The organism is Arthrobacter woluwensis (genome assembly GCF_030816155.1).
GTDB lineage: Bacteria > Actinomycetota > Actinomycetes > Actinomycetales > Micrococcaceae > Arthrobacter_E > Arthrobacter_E woluwensis_A.
Window position 1 is genome coordinate 1,156,831 of record NZ_JAUSXR010000001.1, and the last position, 18,010, is coordinate 1,174,840.

Genomic DNA, 18,010 nt, shown 5'->3' on the forward strand with positions numbered 1-18,010 from the left:
TGTTTCCTGTGAATTCTCTTCGAGCGGCGTGAGAGCCCGAGGGGTCATCGTGGGGTGCCGGGCACCTGGAAGTTGAAGACCCCGGTGTCGAAACGGTTGTACGCGGGATAGTCCACCAGCTCGTACAGCCGCGCACGGGTCAGCATGTCCGGCACGGCGGCCTGCTGGGTGCCCTCCGCCTTGAGGGTGTCCAGCACCCGTTCCGCCGCGCCCAGCGCACTGCGCAGCAGCGTCACGGGATAGATGACCATGTTCACGCCCACCGAGGACAGCTCGTCCAGGGTGAACAGCTCACTCTGCCCGAATTCCGTCATATTGGCCAGGATCGGCACGTCCACGGCTTCCCGGATGGCGGCGAACTCCTCGAGGGTTTTCATGGCCTCGGGGAAGATCGCGTCCGCGCCTGCCGCCACCAGGGCGCGGGCGCGTTCCTGGGCGGCCTCCAGGCCGTCCGCCGCCCGGATGTCGGTGCGGGCCATGAGGAGGAAACCGGGATCGCGACGGGCCTGGGCCGCCGCCTGGATGCGCCGCGTCGCGGTCTCGACGTCCACCACGGCCTTGCCGTCCAGGTGTCCGCAGCGCTTGGGGTTGACCTGGTCCTCGATGTGGCAGCCGGCCAGACCGGCGTTTTCCAGCTCCTGCACGGTGCGGGCGACGTTCATGGGTTCCCCGAAGCCGGTGTCGGCGTCGACGAGCGCGGGAAGATCCGTCATCCGGGCGATCTGCCCGGCGCGCGTCGCCACCTCGGTCAGGGTGGTGAGTCCGATGTCCGGCAGTCCCAGGTCGTTGGCGAGGACCGCGCCGGAGATGTAGACGCCGTCGAACCCCTTCTCCTCGATCAGCCGCGCGGACAGCGGGTTGAACGCCCCGGGGAACTGCACGGTGCGGCCGGAGGCCAGCAGCTCCCGCAGCTCGCGGCGCTTCTGCTCGGGCGTGCGCGTCGAGTACAGCATCAGAAGAGACCCTTCGGCGCGGCGGCCGGATCGATCACGCCGAGGGCCGCCTGGATGTTCAGCTGGTCCAGTTCGCCGGCGGGGAGCTCCGGGAGGCGCTGCACCGTGTCGAGGAACCGCTCGATCTCGGCCGGCTCCACGAGACCCTCCGCGAGCGTGCGGAACTTGGTGATGTACTGCTCGCGGGCGAACGGCCGGGCGCCGAGCGGGTGAGCGTCCGCGACGGCGATCTCGTCCTCGATCACGCTGCCGTCCGTGAGGGTGATGACCACGCGGCCGCCGAACGCCTTCTCCGCGATGTCCAGGGAGTGGTAGCGGCGCGTCCACTCGGGGTCCTCCTCGGTGGTCACCTTGTGCCACAGTTCCACGGTGTCCGGGCGGGAGGCGCGGTCCGGGGCGTAGGAGTCGACGTGATGCCAGCGGCCGTCCTGGAGCGCCACCGTGAAGATGTACGGGATGGAATGATCCAGGGTCTCGCGGCTCGCCGTCGGGCTGTACTTCTGCGGGTCGTTGGCGCCGGAGCCGATCACGTAGTGCGTGTGGTGGCTCGTGTGGATCACGATGCTCGCGACGTTCGCCGGATCCGTCAGCTCGGGGTGCTCGCCGTGCAGCTTGCGGGCGAGGTCGATCCAGGCCTGTGCCTGGTACTCCGCGGAGTGCTCCTTGGTGTACGTGTCCAGGATCGCGCGCTTGGCTTCGCCCGGCTCGGGGAGCGGCACGTCATAGGACGCGTCGGGGCCGTCCAGCATCCAGGCGATCACCCCGTCCTCACCCTCGTAGATCGGGACCGGGGAGGTCTGGCCGCGCATGGCGCGGTCCACTGATTCCACGGCCATCTTGCCGGCGAACGCGGGTGCGTGGGCCTTCCAGGTGGAGATCTCGCCCTTGCGGGACTGCCGGGTGGCGGTGGTGGTGTGGAGCGCCTGGCCGACGGACTGGAAGACGGCCTCCGTGTCGAGGCCGAGCAGCGTCCCGAGGCCCGCGGCGGCGGACGGTCCGAGGTGGGCGACGTGGTCGATCTTGTGGGCGTGGAGGCAGATCGCCTTGACGAGGTCCACCTGGATCTCGTAGCCGGTGGCGATGCCGCGGATCAGGTCCGCGCCGGAGGAGCCGACGTGCTGGGCGACCGCCAGCAGAGGCGGGATGTTGTCGCCCGGGTGGGAGTAATCGGCGGCGAGGAAGGTGTCGTGATAGTCGAGTTCCCGCACGGCGACACCGTTGGCCCAAGCGGCCCATTCGGGGGAGACCCGTTCCTGGATCCCGAAGACCGTCGACCCGGGGCCGCCGGTGGACGGCGCGTGGGTGAGCGCCTGAGCCCGCGCGGCGACGATGGGCGCACGGTTCAGGGAGGCGATGGCCACCGAAGCGTTATCGATGATGCGGTTGATGATCATGTCCGTGACGTCGGCGTCGACGGGGACGGGATCGGTGGCCACCCGGGCGATCTTGTGGGCCAGCTGGTCCTCGCGGGCCAGGTTCTCCTCGCTGCGGTGGACGCGGACGTTATGGGTTTTCACCGGGACTCGCTTTCCTGTGGGGTGGTGTCGTTGACGGTGCGGGTGGGCGACAGGATGCCGCGGCCCCGCTGGCTGTGGTGGAGGTGGTCCAGGCTGGCGTGCAGGTGGACGGTGGTGGCCGCGGCGGCCAGGCCGGGATTCCCCCCGGCGACGGCGGCTGCGATCGCCGCGTGCTCCCGGGCGGAGTCACGGAGTCTGCCCGGGTTGTCGTGCGCCAGGCGGCGCAGACGCTGAAGGTGGGGACGGAGCTGACGCAGGGACAGCGCCAAGTAGGCATTGCCGCATTCCTCGTCCAGGGCGTCGTCGAGCTCTCCGACCAGCCGGTAGTAACCGTCCACCGCGGACGGGGTGTCCAGCAGCGCTTCCGCCGCGATGAAGTCCTCCCGGAGGCGTGCGAAGCGCTCGCGGTCGCCGCGGTTCGCCGCGAGCGCGGCCGCGCAGCTCTCCAGGGTCTCCCGGAGTTCGAACAGCTGGTCGAGATCGGCCACGGAGAGCTCCGCCACGACGACGCCGCGCCGCCGCTCGGCGACGGCCAGTCCCTCCGCGGTGAGCCGGGAGAGCGCCTCCCGCACGGGGGTGCGGCTCACTCCGAGACGTTCCGCCTGTTCCACTTCGGCGAGAACGGTGCCGGGGGCCAGGCGCCAGGAGATGATGTCCTCCCGGAGGGCGTCGTACGCCCGGTCACGTGCTCGCATGGCCTCAGTGTATACACAAACGGCTCAAAAGAAGGGGGATTCGTGTGAATCTCCTCGCTGTGTATACAAACGGGCTCAGCCGCCCGGCGTGGGAGACGCGGTTGGAGGAACCGCGGCCGGGGTCGCGGACGGCGTGGGAGCGGGCGTGGCGGTGGTCAGGCCCAGGACGGCACCCATCAGATCCGCGAGCCGCACGTGTCCCGCGGGACTCGGGTGCTCCCCGTCCGGCCCGAGCAGCGCGTCCGCCTGGGAGGCCATCCAGTCCAGGGCGATCGGATCCACGAATTCGGCGGATGACGCCTCGGCCGCGGCCTTGAGGGCGTCCCGGATCGCCAGGAGGTCCTGGTCGGGATCCGCCGAGTAGGCGGGTGGCCCCACGACGATCCGGCGCGCGTGAGGAGCCCGGAGCCTGACGTCCTGAAGCGCGGCCAGCGCCGCCTGCTTGATCTGAGGGGGATCCTCGCCCAGGTCGTTGTCGGATCCGAAGAACAGCACCGTCCGCGTCCACGCGTTGACGTAGCGCTGCACTTCGGCCCCGAAAGTGTCCCCTTCGGAGCCGGTGGTGACGTAGCCGCTGCCGTTCTGGGCGCCGTTGACCAGGATGAGGCTGGGCTCCTGGGTCGTGAACCGCTGACTCAGCAGTGTGGGCCACGCCTGCTCGGGGGAGGTGCCGAATCCGGTGCTCAGCGAGTCCCCGATGATCACCACATTGGACTGCCCGGGCGGCGCCGGGGTGGCGCGGGTCGCGGCCTGGGCGCTCGTGCCGCAGGCTCCCAGGAGGGTCGCGACCGGTCCGCCCACTGCGAGCAGGAGGAAGGCCCGCCGACTGCTGGCGCGTTGCTGCCCCGGTGAGTTCTGCACGTTCCTCATGCTCTCCATCGTTCCTGTGTCTGCGCTGTGCTTTCTCACTGCGCTGTGCGGTCTCGCAGGGGCCGTCCTGGCGTGTCGGCGGCCCGGCCCCTTCACACGCTGCGGTACTCGTTCTCCGGCCGTCCGGGCGTGCCGTAGCGCGGGGTGCTGCGCAGCACTCCGGCGCCCACCAGATGCTCGAGGTAGCGCCGGGCGGTCACCCGCGAAAGGTTCGCCTGCTCGGCGAGTTCGGCCGCGGAGAGCGGGTGCGGCGCCGAGGTGACGAGTTCGCGGACGGCGGCGAGCGTCGTCGTCGAGATGCCCTTCGGCAGCGGAAGCTCCACCGGCGCGCGCAGGGTGGCGAAGGCCTGGTCCACGGCGCTCTGGTCCACCGGGGCAGGGGAGGAATCCTCGGTCTCCGCCCCGGGCGATCCGAGGGTCTCACGGAAGGCGCGGTAGTTCTCGAGCTTCTCCGCGAAAGTGGCGTAGGTGAACGGCTTGATGAGGTACTGCACGACGCCGGTCGCGATGGCTCCGCGGACCACGGCGAGTTCCCGCACGGCCGTGATGGCGATGATGTCCGTCAGGAGGCCCGCGCTCCGCATCCGGCGGGCGACGTCCAGGCCGTGCAGATCCGGCAGGTTCATGTCCAGGAGGACCAGGTCCACGGTCTCACCGCGATCGCGGGCCTGGGCGAGTGCCTTGAGGGCCTCCTGTCCGCCGGAGGCGCTTCCGGCGTGTTCGAAGCCCTCCAGACGATCCAGGTACGCGGCATGCGCTTCCCGTGCGATCGCCTCGTCCTCCACGACGAGGACCCGGATGGGTTTCATGACTCTCCTTCGGGGTGTGCTGCCGGTCCGCCTTCCAGCGGCAAGGTGACGACGAAGTGGGCCCCGGGCAGTTCCCCCGGCTCCCGTGGCGCGGAAACGGACGACGGCGCGTGGCCGGCTTCCACGTCCAGTGTCCCACCCAGCCTGCGCACCGTCTGCCGCACGAGCGCCAGCCCCACCCCGCGGCCGTGCCGGCTCGCCTTGGTGGAGTACCCGAACTCGAAGGCCCGCTCGAGCTGCCCTTCGCCGAGTCCCGCGCCCGAATCCTGGACCGAGAACGCCACGGAACCGTCGTCCGCGGTGATGCCGAGACGCACCAGCCGGGGTGCTTCGGCGGCGGCCGCGGCGTCGATGGCGTTGTCCAGGAGATTGCCGAGGATGGTCACCAGATCCTGCACCGGGATGTCCAGCACCGCGGGGGTGGAGCCGCCGTGCAGTTCCAGGAGGACGCCGCGTTCGTGGGCTTCCGCGGACTTGCCCATGACCAGTGCGGCCAGGACCGGCTCGTCCACGGAGCCCAGCAGGTCATCGGCGAGTCGCTGGCCCAGCTCGAGGTCCCGGGTGGCGAGTTCCAGCGCCTCGGGGGTCCGTCCCAGTTCCATGAGCGAGACCATGAGGTGCAGGCGGTTGGCGTGTTCGTGGGTCTGGGCGCGGAGCGCGTCGGAGAGGGTCCGTGTGGTGGCCAGCTCGGAGCCGAGGGATTCGATCTCCGTCCGGTCGCGCAGCGTGGCGACCGTTCCGAGACGCCGCGGCCTCGACCTCGACCCCGCGTCCTGCTCCACGGCCGCCTGCTGATTGACCACCAGGAGGCGGGGTCCGGCGAGGTGGACCTCGTCCAGCGCCTCACGCCCGGAGGTGAAGAGCTCCCGCAGGCTGGGTTCCAGGGGGAGGTCCGCCACGGTCGGCGCCGCGGTGGCGCCCGGGGAACCGGGGGAGTCGAGGCCCAGGAGCTCGGCCGCCTGGTCGTTGTAGATCACCACCCGGCCGCGGGTGTCCACGAGGACCACGCCCTCGCGGACCGAGTGCAGCACGGATTCGTAATAGGCGAACAACTGAGCCAGTTGCTCCGCGCCCCAGCCGTGCGTGACCCGGCGCAGGTACCGGCCGAGCAGCCAGGCCACGAGCGCGCCGCCCGTCACGAGGGCCGCCGCCAGGCCGAGGATCGCCAGAAGCCGCCAGGTGATGCCGGCGTCGACATTCTGCACGGTGACGCCCGCGGACACGAGAGCGACCACTTTTCCGGACGGGTTCTTCACCGGGACGATCGTCCGGACGGAGGCGCCCAGGGTGCCGGTGTAGGTCTCGGTGAAGTCCTGGCCTCGCAGCGCCGGTTCGACCGTGCCCAGGTACTTCTTGCCGATCTCTGCCGGATTCGCGTGCGTCCAGCGGGTGGTGTCCGGGCTCATGATCGTCAGGAAGTCCACGTGCCCGCGCCGCATGACCGCCTCGGCGTACGGCTGGAGGGCCGCGGACGGCTCGGGCGAGACGGCGGCCTGCACCACGAAGGGGTTGGCGGCCACTGTGGCGGCCACGCTCTGGGTGCGCTGCCCGGCGTCGTCGTAGCTGCGCGTGCGGATGTCGACGGCGGCGAAGGCGCTCGCGGCGATGGCGGCCGTCAGCACGAGGAGCAGGTTCGCCACGAAGAGACGCCGGGCGATGCTCCAGCGCCCCATGAGGTCCTTCACGGTTTCGTCTCCTCCGTGTCCGGTGAGCGCCGGGCGGCGCCGTCGCCTGATGTCGTGCCTGGGTCCGTGGTCTCCCCGCGACCAATATGACCGCAAGAGTGACCCAGGTCACGCCCCCGGCCACCATGGTCCCACGAGGTGCGGTCAGTCAGGCCGCGCGAACGACTCCCAAGGAGCAACGAATGTCCTTGCAGCATCAGGCGCCAATGGCGGCGCCCGCGCGCGGCAAACGTCTTGAATCATCCCACTACCTGTACATCGCTGTCATCGTCGCGGTGGTGCTCGGAGCCGTGGTGGGCATCATGTTCCCCGAGGTGGGGAAGTCCCTGAAGCCTCTGGGCGACGGGTTCATCAAGCTCATCAAGATGATGATCGCCCCGGTGATCTTCTGCACCATCGTCCTCGGCATCGGTTCGATCGCCAAGGCGGCCACGGTGGGCAAGGTGGGCGGTCTCGCCCTCCTGTACTTCGTGATCATGTCCACGTTCGCGCTGGCCATCGGCCTCGTGGTGGGCAACCTCATCCACCCGGGCGAGGGCCTCAAGCTCACCCCGTACGACCCCAACAAGAAGGCGGCCACGGACAGCACCGTGGACTTCCTGCTCGGGATCATCCCGGGGGACATCCCCGTGCTGCCGACCCTGCTGGTCGCCATCCTGGTGGGCTTCGCCGTCCAGAAGATGGGCGCGCAGGGGACCCCGATCCTCAACGCGATCGGTCACGCCCAGAAGCTCGTGTTCCGCATCCTGGTCATGATCATGTGGCTCGCTCCTGTGGGCGCGTTCGGGGCCATCGCCGCCGTCGTCGGCGCGACCGGTGTGAAGGCGATCGTCAGCATGCTGACGCTCATGGTGGCGTTCTACCTGACGTGCATCCTCTTCATCGTCCTGGTGCTGGGCTCGCTCCTGCGGGTGGTGTCCGGCGTCAACATCTTCAGCCTCATGAAGTACCTGGGCCGCGAGTATCTGCTCATCTTCTCCACCTCCTCCTCGGAGGCCGCCCTGCCGCGGCTGATCGCCAAAATGGAACACCTGGGCGTGTCCAAACCGGTGGTGGGCGTCACCGTTCCCACGGGCTACTCCTTCAACCTGGACGGCACGGCCATCTACCTGACCATGGCCTCCCTGTTCGTCGCCAACGCCATGAACATGCCGCTGAACCTGGGGGAGCAGATCTCCCTGCTGGTCTTCATGATCATCGCGTCCAAGGGCGCCGCAGGCGTCACGGGCGCCGGTCTGGCGACGCTGGCCGCGGGCCTGCAGGCGCACCGGCCGGAACTGCTGGGCGGGGTCGGCATCATCGTCGGCATCGACCGGTTCATGTCGGAGGCGCGTGCCCTGACGAACTTCACGGGCAACGCCGTGGCCACCGTGCTGATCGGGACCTGGGTGAAGGAGGTCGACACCGCTCAGGTGCGCTCCGTGCTGGCGGGGGAGCGGCCGTTCGACGAGTCCTCGATGCTCGCGGACAGCCATGGTCCGTCCGCTCCGGCGGGGGCCTCCACGGGTGCGGGGGCGGCTCCGGTCCCGGCCTAACCTTGACCCTCTACTTGAGGGTCAAGGCTCACGGAGGCGACTTTGTCAACATCCCCAGCCAGCGTGTCGTAGCCGTTAGGGTGGAGGTCAGGCAAGAGTCATCGCAATGCAGGAAGAGTGGATCATCACGTGAGCAGCGAGCAGGGTACGACCGCGCTGGGTACCACCGAGGAAGATGTCAGGCTCGGCCCCACCGGCCGCCCCTGGCGGGAGTTCCCCACCCCAGCGCCCCTGGAATCGCACGGTCCCGCCCGGGTCATCGCCATGGTGAACCAGAAGGGCGGCGTGGGTAAGACCACCTCCACCATCAACCTGGCCGCGGCGCTCGCCGAATACGGGCGCCGCGTCCTGTTGGTGGACTTCGATCCGCAGGGCGCCCTGTCCGCCGGTTTCGGCGCCAACCCGCACGAGCTGGACCTCACGGTCTACAACGTGCTGATGGACCGCAAGGTGGACATCCGGGACGCCATCCACGCCACCGGCGTGGAAGGCGTGGACCTGCTCCCCGCCAACATCGACCTCTCCGCCGCCGAGGTGCAGCTGGTCAACGAAGTGGCTCGCGAGCAGGTCCTCGCCAGCGCCCTGCGCAAGGTCGAGGACGACTACGACGTGGTCCTCATCGACTGCCAGCCGTCCCTGGGTCTCCTCACGGTCAACGCGCTGACCGCGGCACACGGCGTCATCATCCCGCTGATCTGCGAGTTCTTCGCGCTCCGCGCCGTGGCGCTGCTCGTGGAGACCATCGAGAAGGTCCAGGACCGCCTCAACCCGCGGCTGCAGGTGGACGGCGTGCTCGCCACCATGTACGACGCCCGCACCCTTCACAGCCGCGAGGTCATCACGCGCCTGGTCGAGGCGTTCGGGGACAAGGTCTTCGAGACCGTCATCAAGCGCACCATCAAGTTCGCGGACGCCACGGTGGCCGCCGAACCCATCACGCAGTACGCCAGCAACCACCCGGGCGCCGAGGCGTACCGCCAGCTGGCCAAGGAACTCATCGAGCGCGGCGGTGCTCCGTAAGCAGCGTCATGCCCGCTGACCAGGTGAGCGGGCCGAAGCTCGACGACGCCGCCCCGCGCCTCCCGTCGGCGCAGGACGGCGGCGGTGGCGCCGTCGTCGTGGTCGCCGAAGAGGTCGGTGCCCAGGAGAGCGGCCAGGCCCAGGGTTTCCAGGTCCGCTTGGAGAACTTCTCCGGCCCGTTCGACCTGCTCCTGAGTCTGATCTCCAAGCGCGAGATGGACGTGACGGAGGTGGCCCTCGCGACCGTCACGGACGAGTTCATCGCGTACATCCGTGCGCTGCAGGAACAGGGCGAGGACTGGGCCCTGGACGAGGCCAGTGAGTTCCTGGTCATCGCCGCCACGCTGCTCGACATCAAGGCCGCCCGGCTCCTGCCCGCGGGTGAGCTCGATCCCGAAGAGGACCTCGCCGCGCTGGAGGCCCGTGACCTGCTGTTCGCACGCCTGCTGCAGTACAAGGCGTTCAAGGAGGTCGCGTCCCAGCTGGGCGAGGAGCTCACCCAGGAGGCGCTGCGCTTCCCGCGGCTGGTCAGCCTTGAACCCCATTTCGCCGCGCTGCTGCCGGAGCTCGTGTGGAAGCACGGCCCCGATGACTTCGCGCAGCTCGCCGCCAAGGTCCTCGCGCCCAAGGACGAGACGATCCCTCAGGTGGGCGTCGACCACCTGCACAGCGCGCCCGTGAGCGTCCGCGAGCAGGCCGAGCTTCTTGCCCTGCGCCTGCAGGCGGAGCATCAGCTGAGTTTCCGGTCGCTCGTGGCGGACGCGCTCAACGCCCAGGTGGTGATCGCGAGATTCCTGGCTCTGCTGGAGCTGTTCCGGGACCGGGCCGTGGCGTTCGAACAGCTCGAAGCCCTGGCGGAGCTGACCGTCCGGTGGACGGGACATGAGCACGACGACGACGGTGCTCCGTTGCTCTCCGGTGGCTCCGATTTCGATGAACCGGCGGAGCCTGCCGCCGCCGAGGAAGGTGTCCACGATGAGCGATGACGACGGACTGCTGTCCGCGCTGGAGGCGGTCCTCATGGTGGTGGACGAGCCTGTGAGCGCGGTGCAGCTCGCCTCCGCGCTGGAGATCCCCGAGGAGGAGGTCGAGGCCGGACTGCAGGCGCTTCGTGCCGAGTACGACGGCGCGGTGCCCGGCGCCCGCATGCGAGGCTTCGAGCTGCGAAACCTCGCCGGTGGCTGGCGCATCTACTCGCGGCCGTTGCATGCCGAGGCCGTGCAGCGCTTCGTGATGGACGGCCAGACCGCACGGCTGACGCAGGCCGCGCTCGAGACCCTGGCCGTAGTGGCGTACCGGCAGCCGGTGTCGCGGGCGAGGGTGTCCGCGATCCGTGGCGTCAACGTCGACTCGGTGATGAAGACCCTGGTCCAGCGCGGCCTCGTGGAGGACTGCGGCACCGACCCGGAGTCCGGAGCCATCCAGTACCGCACGACGGCGTACTTCCTGGAGCGCCTCGGCGTGAAGGACCTGTCCGAGCTACCGGCGATCTCGCCCTACCTCCCGGGCCTGGACGAGTCGACGGCGTTCTACCCGGGGTTGTAGGGGTACTCCGGGCCGCGGTGCCCGGCCCCTCCCGGTGCTTCGCCCTCCCGACCCCTCGCCCTCCCGACCCCTCGCCCTACACACCGCCTTGCCCAACCAGCGAAACAGTGAGTTTCCGCTGAAACAGTGTGTTGTGCTCACTGTTTCAGCGGAAACTCACTGTTTCGGCGAGGCCTCACCCACACCGTCCCGTGACCAGACCATCCACATACATGCAGAAGTGGACCACCGGGACTCGGGACCAGCGCACCGTGGTCGGTATGAAATCTCTACATCATCGGCTCGATCCAGATGAAGTCCTCTGGACATCCGCCGAACTCGACCTGCTGGGCGTCCGGCATGCTCAACGAAGCCGCCTCGTGGAATCGGGTGTTCTCGTCCGGGTCCAGAGGGGCGCTTACGCTCGACGGGAACACGCTGTCGGCCTCCCAACGTCGGGTCGCGCCGAGTTGCGGTTGCGGGCTCATCAGAAAGTCCACGCGCGACGCCGGAACCGGGCTTTCGTGTACAGCCACACCTCCGCCGCCCGCCCTGCACGGTTGCCAGCTGTGGCGTGCTGACGAGCAGGTCCACGCCACCTGTCGGACCAGGACGTCGACGCGCCGACTCGGTCCATCGACCGTGCTCCATCATCTTCCGGTGCTTCCCGACGAAATCTGTTCCTTCGGGGCCAGCGAAGGCACTTCGTTGGAGCGGACCGTCGTCGACTGCTGCCGGATCCTGGATCTTGAAGGCTGCGTCGTACTCATGGACCAGGCGCTGCGCGCGGGCGCGGACCGCACGGTGCTGGAGGGGTACGTCAAGCGGATGACCGGCCACCGGGGTGTGGTGAACCTGCGTCGTGCCCTCGAACTGGGTGATCCGCGGAGCGAGTCGATGGGGGAGACCCGGACGAGATTCCTGCTGTGGTTCGAGAACATCGCGATGCCGGTCTCCCAGTTCCCCGTCATGACGGATCGCGGCCTCAGACGCCTGGACTTCGCGTGGCCGGACCTGAAGGTCGCGCTGGAGTTCGATGGCCGGGTGAAGTACTTCGGGAGCGTGCCGACGGACGAGGCGGTTTTCGATGAACGCGTCCGAGAGCGTCGGCTCATGGAAATGGGCTGGATCTTCGTCCGTCTGGATTGGAAGGACCTTGAAGATCCGGCCGGTGTGAAACAGCGGATTCATGCAGCCTGGGCGAAGGCTCGGGCTCGGGTCGATGAGTCGTGACGATCTCTCGGCTCGGGTCCACTCCGCGAGTTCGTGGGTGTCGGTTGAGTTCGCGGACAAATCCCACGATTTCACCGTGAATCCACGAACTCGGCCATCCAGACCCCTGTAACCAACGTCTCCCTCGCTCCGGCGTGACCGTCCGGTAGACTGGTACAGGGCTTCGGCCCTCTTTTCGGCATGCCACGAGGCTGCCAGGCGCTCCCCGGAACCGGTCCACCGGTACTACGGGTCGAGCGCAGCATCAGGTGACACCACAATTTAAGGCCAGGTAATGACACAGTCGGGACGACAGGGTTCACACCGGGGCGGCGACGCCCGCAACCAGGGCGGCAGCCGCCGCCAAGCCTCTTCGGGCTTCAGCAAGTACGGACGGGATGCCCAGCAGGGCGGCCGCAACGACGACGGCGGACGCCGCTCGGGCGGCTACGGCCAGGGCGGCAGCTCCAGCGGCAGCCGTGGCCAGGGCGCGGGCCGCGCCTCCTCCGGTGGCTTCGGCCGCGACGACCGTCGCGGGCAGGGTTCCGGCCGTGGCGAGTGGCAGGGCCGTGACGCGCGTCCGAGCCGCGATTCCCGTGATGGCCGTTCCGGCGACTTCCGCTCCGGCGAAGGCCGTTCGAGCGAGGGCCGCTCCGGTGATTTCCGCTCCGGCCAGGACCGCGACGCTTTCACTAAGGACGGCGCCCGCAAGCCGAACCGCCCCAATTCCAACAAGCCGGGCTTCAACAAGAACGGCAAGCCCAAGGCCGGCACCGGCCGCGGTGGCGCCGGAACCGTCGGCGGCACCCGGAAGGGCGCGGGCCGCAAGCCTGCCGCCGCACCCGGCCGTCCGGCGTCGAGCGCTGCTTTCGGCTCCGAGCGGTTCGGCGAGTACAAGGGCCCGGTGAAGTCCCCGCGCCGTGCGCCGCGTCGCGACGTCCCGGATCACGAGCTGCACAGCAACGAGGGCGTGCGCCTGCAGAAGCTCATGGCGCAGGCCGGCGTGGCCAGCCGTCGCATCTGTGAAGAGATGATCCTGGAAGGCCGGGTCGAGGTGGACGAGCAGATCGTCACCGAGCTTGGCCTGCGCGTGGACCCGGAGACGGTCGTCATCCACGTGGACGGCATCCGTCTGCAGCTGAACGACTCGATGGTCTACTACGCGTTCAACAAGCCGAAGGGCGTCGTCTCCACGATGACCGACCCCGAAGGCCGCCGCTGCATCAGCGACTACATCAAGCCGAGCCTCCTCCGGGGCGAGCGCCTCTTCCACGTCGGACGTCTGGACGCCGAGACCGAGGGTCTCCTGCTCCTGACCAACGACGGCGAGCTGGCCAACCGCCTGACGCACCCGTCCTACGAGGTGCCGAAGACCTACCTGGTCCAGGTGCGCGGCCCGTTCCCGCACGGCATCGGCAAGCAGATGCTCGAGGGCATCGAGCTCGAAGACGGCGTGACCCGCGTCGACTCCTTCCGTCTGGTGGATTCCACCCCCGGCAAGGTGCTGATCGAGGTCGTCCTGCACTCGGGCAAGAACCGCATCGTGCGCCGCCTGTTCGACGCCGTCGGCTTCCCCGTCCTGCGCCTGGTGCGCCTCAAGGTCGGTCCCATCGGCCTGGGCGACCAGAAACAGGGCAGCATCCGCCGCCTGGGCAAGCAGGAACTCGGCCACCTGATGGCCGCGGTGGGGCTGTAAGGCATGTCCGCCTTCGGCATGCACGGGCCCGGTCAACTGACCGGCCCCGTCGTCATCCTGGGCACCGGCCTGCTCGGCGCGAGCATCGGCCTGGGGCTGCGGGGGCGGGGCGTGGAGGTGTACCTCTCGGATCCGTCGCCCACCAACCAGGCCGTGGCCGTCGACATCGGCGCGGGGCTCCCGCTCGCCGCTTTCGCTGAAGCCGGCCACGACGACGGCGAGGTCCGCCTTGTCGTCGTCGCTTCGCCGCCGGATGTGACCGCCGTCGTCGTGGAGACCGTGCTGAACACCTACCCGAACGCCGTGGTGGTGGACATCGCGAGCGTGAAGGCCGGGATCCTGGCCGCGCTCACCGAGTCCGCGGCCGCGACCGGTCTCGACCTGAGCCGTTATGTCGGCACGCACCCCATGGCAGGCCGGGAGAAGTCCGGGCCGGTCGCGGCGCGTGGCGAGCTCTTCACGTCGATGCCGTGGGTGCTGTGCCCCGGGCCGGAGACGTCGTCCGAGGCTCAGGAGACGGCGCGGACTCTCGCGCTGGATCTTGGCGCGATCGTCTACGAGTTCACTCCGACGGAGCACGACGAGGCCGTGGCGCTCGTGTCGCACCTGCCGCAGGTGATGTCGTCGCTGCTGGCCAGTCGCCTTCAGGAGGTGGGCGAGCACTCGCTCTCCCTGGCGGGCAACGGGCTGCGGGACACCACTCGCATCGCGGCGAGCGACCCGAAGCTCTGGGTGCAGATCCTGGGCGCGAATGCCGGGCCGATGGTCGAGATCCTGCATGGCGTGCGCGATGACCTGAACCGGCTCATCAACACGCTGGAAGCCCCGGAGGCGCCCGGCGCACGGCTGGACCTGGCTCAGCTCATGAGCGAGGGCAACGCCGGTCAGGCCCGGATTCCGGGCAAGCACGGCGGACAGGCCCGCAGCTATGCGTGGCTGACGGTGCTGGTGGATGACCGACCGGGTCAGATCGCACGGCTGCTCACCGAGATCGGTGAGATCGGCGTGAACCTGGAAGACATGCGCCTTGACCACTCGTCCGGGCAGAATGTGGGCATGGTGGAACTTTCGGTGCTGCCGAGCAGGCACGATGCCCTGGTGGAAGAACTGAGCAAGCGCGGCTGGAAGGTGTTGCAATGACCGAGGGAACCCCGAACCCGGGCACGGTGGCTGCCGCCGCCGCGTCCAGCGCCGCTGCTTCGCGCTCCGGCGAGGAGCACACGGTGGTCCGTCCGGGCAGGTCGCTGCTGGTGGCCATCGACGGCCCGAGTGGTTCCGGCAAGTCCAGTGTGAGCAAGGCGGCGGCGCGTGCGCTGCGCCTGGCCTACCTGGACACGGGGGCGATGTACCGGGCGCTGACCTGGCACTGCCTGGATGCGGGTGTCGATCTGAGCAGTGCCGCGGCCGTGGAGAATGCCGCCGAGGCACTCGCGCTGCACATCAGCACCAGCCCGGATGAGGAATTCGTGCGGGTCGGCGGAGTGGATGTCACTCAGGCGATCCGTGAACCGCGCATCTCGGAGCATGTGAGTGCCGTGGCGACCACCCTGGGCGCCCGGACCGAGCTGATCCGCCGCCAGCGCGAGCTCATGGAACAGCACCGCAACCGCATGGTCGTGGAAGGACGGGACATCACCACGGTGGTGGCCCCCCGTGCCGAGGTCCGGCTCCTGCTGACCGCCAGCGAGGAGGCGCGACTGCGCCGCCGCGGGGTGCAGCTCGGCGGGACGCAGAGCAAGGAACAGCTGGCCCAGCAGGTCCTGGCCCGTGACGCGAAGGACTCGACCGTGGTGAACTTCACCCGGGCTGCGGACGGCGTCGTCACCCTGGACTCGAGCGACCTGGACTTCAAGCAGACGGTGGACGCGGTGCTGGACATCGTGCACCGCGTGCTGGAACACGGCATGCTGGGCTCCGTGCCCGCTGAACAGCGTGACTGACGACGGCGCGGCGCCCGCGGGTGCCGCACGCGCCATGGTGGGTGGCCCGGGTGCCGGTGCTGCTGGTGTTCGTGCCGGCGCCGCCGGCTTCGGTGGGACCACGCCGGTCCCGCATCGCGCCACCATGTGGTGGGCACGGCCGGTCGGCTGGTTCCTGGATCATGTGGCGTACCGAACGACGGTCTACGGCCGCGAGAACGTCCCCCGGGATGCCCCGGTGCTGTTCGCTGGGAACCACCTGAGCTACCTGGACGGACCTGTGATGTTCGGGGCCAGCCCGGTTCCCATGCACATCCTGGTCAAGCAGGAGATGTTCACGGGATTCCTGGGCAGCGTCCTGCGGGGCTCGGGTCAGATCCCGGTGGACCGTGCGCACGGCCGCCAGGCGCTGAATACGGCGAAGTCACTGCTCGATGCGGGCCGGAGTGTCGGCATTCTGCCGGAAGGCACCCGGGGGAGCGGGACGGCGGCGAGCCTCAGCAACGGGGTGGCGTGGCTCGCGCTGCACACGGACGCCGTCGTCGTGCCGGTGGGCATCACCGGGACCCGGCGCGAAGGTGAACATTTGGATCATGTGCCCCGTCCCGGTCGGCGATTCGCCGTGGGCTTCGGGGAACCGCTGCGGCTGAGCCGCCAGGCGGGGGAAAGTGGCCGTGCTTCAATGGACAGGGCGGCCGAGGAGATCAGGCAGGCGCTGGTGACCGAAGTGTCACGCGTCGTGCGGAGAAGTGGACTTCAGCTGCCGGATGGCAGCGTGGAACCGGCCGGGACCCGGCTGGAGAAGGTGTAAAGGGAGAACATGAGCGAGAAGCTGAACGGCCAGGAAGAGGAGTACGTCCCCGCTGGTCCGGACAACGTCGACGAGACGTTCGCCGCCATGGACGAGACCGAGCTGGAGGCCCGGGCCGCGAGTCTGCGGGCCGGCCTGGATGATTACGAGCTCGACGAGGAGGACGCCGCCCTTCTGGCGGAGCACCTCGGCGAGGACTTCGAGCAGGTGGAGCGCAAGCCCGCTCCCGTGCTGGCGATCATCGGGCGCCCGAACGTCGGCAAGTCGACGCTGGTCAACCGCATCCTGGGCCGCCGCGAGGCCGTGGTGGAGGACGTTCCGGGCGTGACCCGTGACCGCGTCATGTACCCGGCCGAGTGGAACGGCAAGCGGTTCACGGTCGTCGACACCGGTGGCTGGGAGCACGACGCCAAGGGCATCCACGCCTCCGTGGCCGCGCAGGCCGAGGTGGCTGTGGAGTTCTCCGACGCCGTGCTGTTCGTGGTGGACTCCACCGTCGGCGCGACCGCGACGGACGAGCTCGTCATGAAGATGCTGCGCAAGGCCAAGAAGCCGGTCATCCTGGTGGCCAACAAAGTGGACGACTTCGTGCAGGAGGCCGAGGCCGCCGCACTGTGGGGCCTCGGTTTCGGCGAGCCGTACCCGGTGTCCGGTCTGCACGGCCGTGGCGTGGCGGATCTGCTGGATCACGCCATGAAGATCCTGCCGGAGTTCTCCGCCGTGGACGCGATCGAGCGCACGGGTGGCCCACGGCGCGTCGCGCTGATCGGCCGCCCGAACGTCGGCAAGTCCTCGCTGCTGAACAAGCTGGCGGGCACCGAGCGTGTGGTGGTCGACAATCTGGCCGGCACGACGCGTGACCCGGTCGATGAGTACATCGAGCTGGGCGGCGAGACCTGGAAGTTCGTGGACACGGCCGGTATCCGCCGTCGTCAGCACATGGCGCACGGTTCTGATTATTACGCCTCGCTGCGTACCCAGGCCGCGCTGGAGAAGGCCGAGGTGGCCGTGGTGCTGCTGGCCGTGGACGAGGTCTTGAGTGAGCAGGATGTCCGCATCCTGCAGCTGGCGATCGAGTCCGGCCGCGCCATGGTGCTGGCTTTCAACAAGTGGGACCTGCTGGATGAGGACCGCCGCCGCTACTTGGAGCGTGAGATCGATCAGGATCTGGCGCACGTGGAGTGGGCGCCGCGCGTCAACATCTCTGCGAAGACCGGCTGGCACAAGGACAAGCTGGTGCCCGCGCTCGAGCTGGCCCTCGACAACTGGGATCGCCGCATCCCGACCGGCAAGCTGAACGCGTTCCTCGGCGAGCTCGTGGCCGCCCACCCGCACCCCGTGCGTGGTGGCAAGCAGCCCCGCATCCTCTTCGCGACGCAGGCCAGCAGCCGCCCGCCGAAGTTCGTGCTGTTCACCACCGGGTTCCTCGATCCCGGGTACCGCCGCTTCATCACGCGCCGTCTGCGTGAGACCTTCGACTTCCGGGGCACCCCGATCGAGGTCTCGATGCGCGTGCGCGAGAAGCGCGGCCGGAACCGGTAGGTTCTCGTGGTTGGCCGCTGAACCGGCGGCTGAGTGACGGCGCTTGACGTACGACGACGGCGGCGGGTCTCCCTGAGGGGGAGGCCCGCCGTTGGCGCTTGGTGGGGCGGGCCGGCGGACGGTTTTGGTGCCCGGACTTCTTCTCGGTGTGGTTATTGCCGCACCGAAACGACATTCGGGCACCGATTTCCAGTTCCGGCCGTGGGTTCTGCGCTCTTCTTG

16 protein-coding genes are annotated in these 18,010 nt (G+C 69.1%); 10 read left to right on the plus strand and 6 right to left on the minus strand.

Annotated elements, in window-relative coordinates; translation table 11 throughout:
* Positions 1-44 precede the first annotated feature (44 nt).
* The 6 genes from prpB to QFZ52_RS05205 form a co-directional block, all read right to left on the minus strand.
* On the minus strand, positions 45-953 hold the full coding sequence (gene prpB / locus QFZ52_RS05180) for a methylisocitrate lyase (protein WP_307496558.1): 909 nt from the start codon (positions 951-953) through the stop codon (positions 45-47).
* Complete coding sequence (locus tag QFZ52_RS05185) at positions 953-2,470, minus strand: MmgE/PrpD family protein (protein WP_307496559.1); 1,518 nt, start codon at positions 2,468-2,470, stop codon at positions 953-955. Before QFZ52_RS05185 ends, prpB begins: the two co-directional genes overlap by 1 nt.
* Positions 2,467-3,165 (minus strand): GntR family transcriptional regulator, encoded by a 699-nt coding sequence (locus QFZ52_RS05190; protein WP_307496560.1) that lies wholly within the window; start codon positions 3,163-3,165, stop codon positions 2,467-2,469. Before QFZ52_RS05190 ends, QFZ52_RS05185 begins: the two co-directional genes overlap by 4 nt.
* Before the next feature lie 75 nt (positions 3,166-3,240).
* The gene (locus QFZ52_RS05195) at positions 3,241-4,035 is read right to left on the minus strand and encodes an SGNH/GDSL hydrolase family protein (protein ID WP_307496561.1); all 795 of its coding nucleotides are present in this window, start codon (positions 4,033-4,035) and stop codon (positions 3,241-3,243) included.
* Positions 4,036-4,127: 92 nt separating this feature from the next.
* Positions 4,128-4,844: a response regulator gene (locus QFZ52_RS05200; RefSeq protein ID WP_307496562.1), complete on the minus strand. Its 717-nt coding sequence runs from the start codon at positions 4,842-4,844 to the stop codon at positions 4,128-4,130.
* Positions 4,841-6,517: a sensor histidine kinase gene (locus QFZ52_RS05205; protein ID WP_373425702.1), complete on the minus strand. Its 1,677-nt coding sequence runs from the start codon at positions 6,515-6,517 to the stop codon at positions 4,841-4,843. Before QFZ52_RS05205 ends, QFZ52_RS05200 begins: the two co-directional genes overlap by 4 nt.
* Before the next feature lie 194 nt (positions 6,518-6,711).
* Between QFZ52_RS05205 and QFZ52_RS05210 the strand changes: the two genes are divergently transcribed.
* The 10 genes from QFZ52_RS05210 (at position 6,712) to der (ending at position 17,788) form a co-directional block, all read left to right on the plus strand.
* Positions 6,712-8,064, plus strand: a complete 1,353-nt coding sequence (locus tag QFZ52_RS05210; protein WP_307496564.1) for a cation:dicarboxylate symporter family transporter — start codon at positions 6,712-6,714, stop codon at positions 8,062-8,064.
* Positions 8,065-8,193: 129 nt separating this feature from the next.
* Complete coding sequence (locus tag QFZ52_RS05215; protein WP_307496565.1) at positions 8,194-9,084, plus strand: ParA family protein; 891 nt, start codon at positions 8,194-8,196, stop codon at positions 9,082-9,084.
* An 8-nt stretch (positions 9,085-9,092) separates the two neighbouring features.
* On the plus strand, positions 9,093-10,070 hold the full coding sequence (locus QFZ52_RS05220) for a segregation and condensation protein A (RefSeq protein WP_307496566.1): 978 nt from the start codon (positions 9,093-9,095) through the stop codon (positions 10,068-10,070).
* Positions 10,060-10,629: an SMC-Scp complex subunit ScpB gene (gene scpB / locus QFZ52_RS05225; RefSeq protein WP_307496567.1), complete on the plus strand. Its 570-nt coding sequence runs from the start codon at positions 10,060-10,062 to the stop codon at positions 10,627-10,629. Before QFZ52_RS05220 ends, scpB begins: the two co-directional genes overlap by 11 nt.
* A gap of 339 nt (positions 10,630-10,968) precedes the next feature.
* Positions 10,969-11,841, plus strand: coding sequence for a hypothetical protein (locus tag QFZ52_RS05230; protein ID WP_307496568.1), 873 nt, complete (start codon positions 10,969-10,971; stop codon positions 11,839-11,841).
* Between the two features lie 274 nt (positions 11,842-12,115).
* Positions 12,116-13,516: a pseudouridine synthase gene (locus tag QFZ52_RS05235; protein ID WP_307496569.1), complete on the plus strand. Its 1,401-nt coding sequence runs from the start codon at positions 12,116-12,118 to the stop codon at positions 13,514-13,516.
* Positions 13,517-13,519: 3 nt separating this feature from the next.
* Positions 13,520-14,656: a prephenate dehydrogenase gene (locus QFZ52_RS05240; RefSeq protein ID WP_307496570.1), complete on the plus strand. Its 1,137-nt coding sequence runs from the start codon at positions 13,520-13,522 to the stop codon at positions 14,654-14,656.
* Positions 14,653-15,456 (plus strand): (d)CMP kinase, encoded by an 804-nt coding sequence (cmk, locus tag QFZ52_RS05245; protein WP_307496571.1) that lies wholly within the window; start codon positions 14,653-14,655, stop codon positions 15,454-15,456. The genes QFZ52_RS05240 and cmk overlap by 4 nt, the downstream gene beginning before the upstream one ends.
* Positions 15,457-15,580: 124 nt before the next feature.
* A complete protein-coding gene (locus QFZ52_RS05250) occupies positions 15,581-16,246 on the plus strand; it encodes a lysophospholipid acyltransferase family protein (protein WP_307498668.1) in 666 nt (221 codons plus the stop codon).
* A 9-nt stretch (positions 16,247-16,255) separates the two neighbouring features.
* Positions 16,256-17,788: a ribosome biogenesis GTPase Der gene (gene der / locus QFZ52_RS05255; protein ID WP_307496572.1), complete on the plus strand. Its 1,533-nt coding sequence runs from the start codon at positions 16,256-16,258 to the stop codon at positions 17,786-17,788.
* Positions 17,789-18,010: the final 222 nt, after the last annotated feature.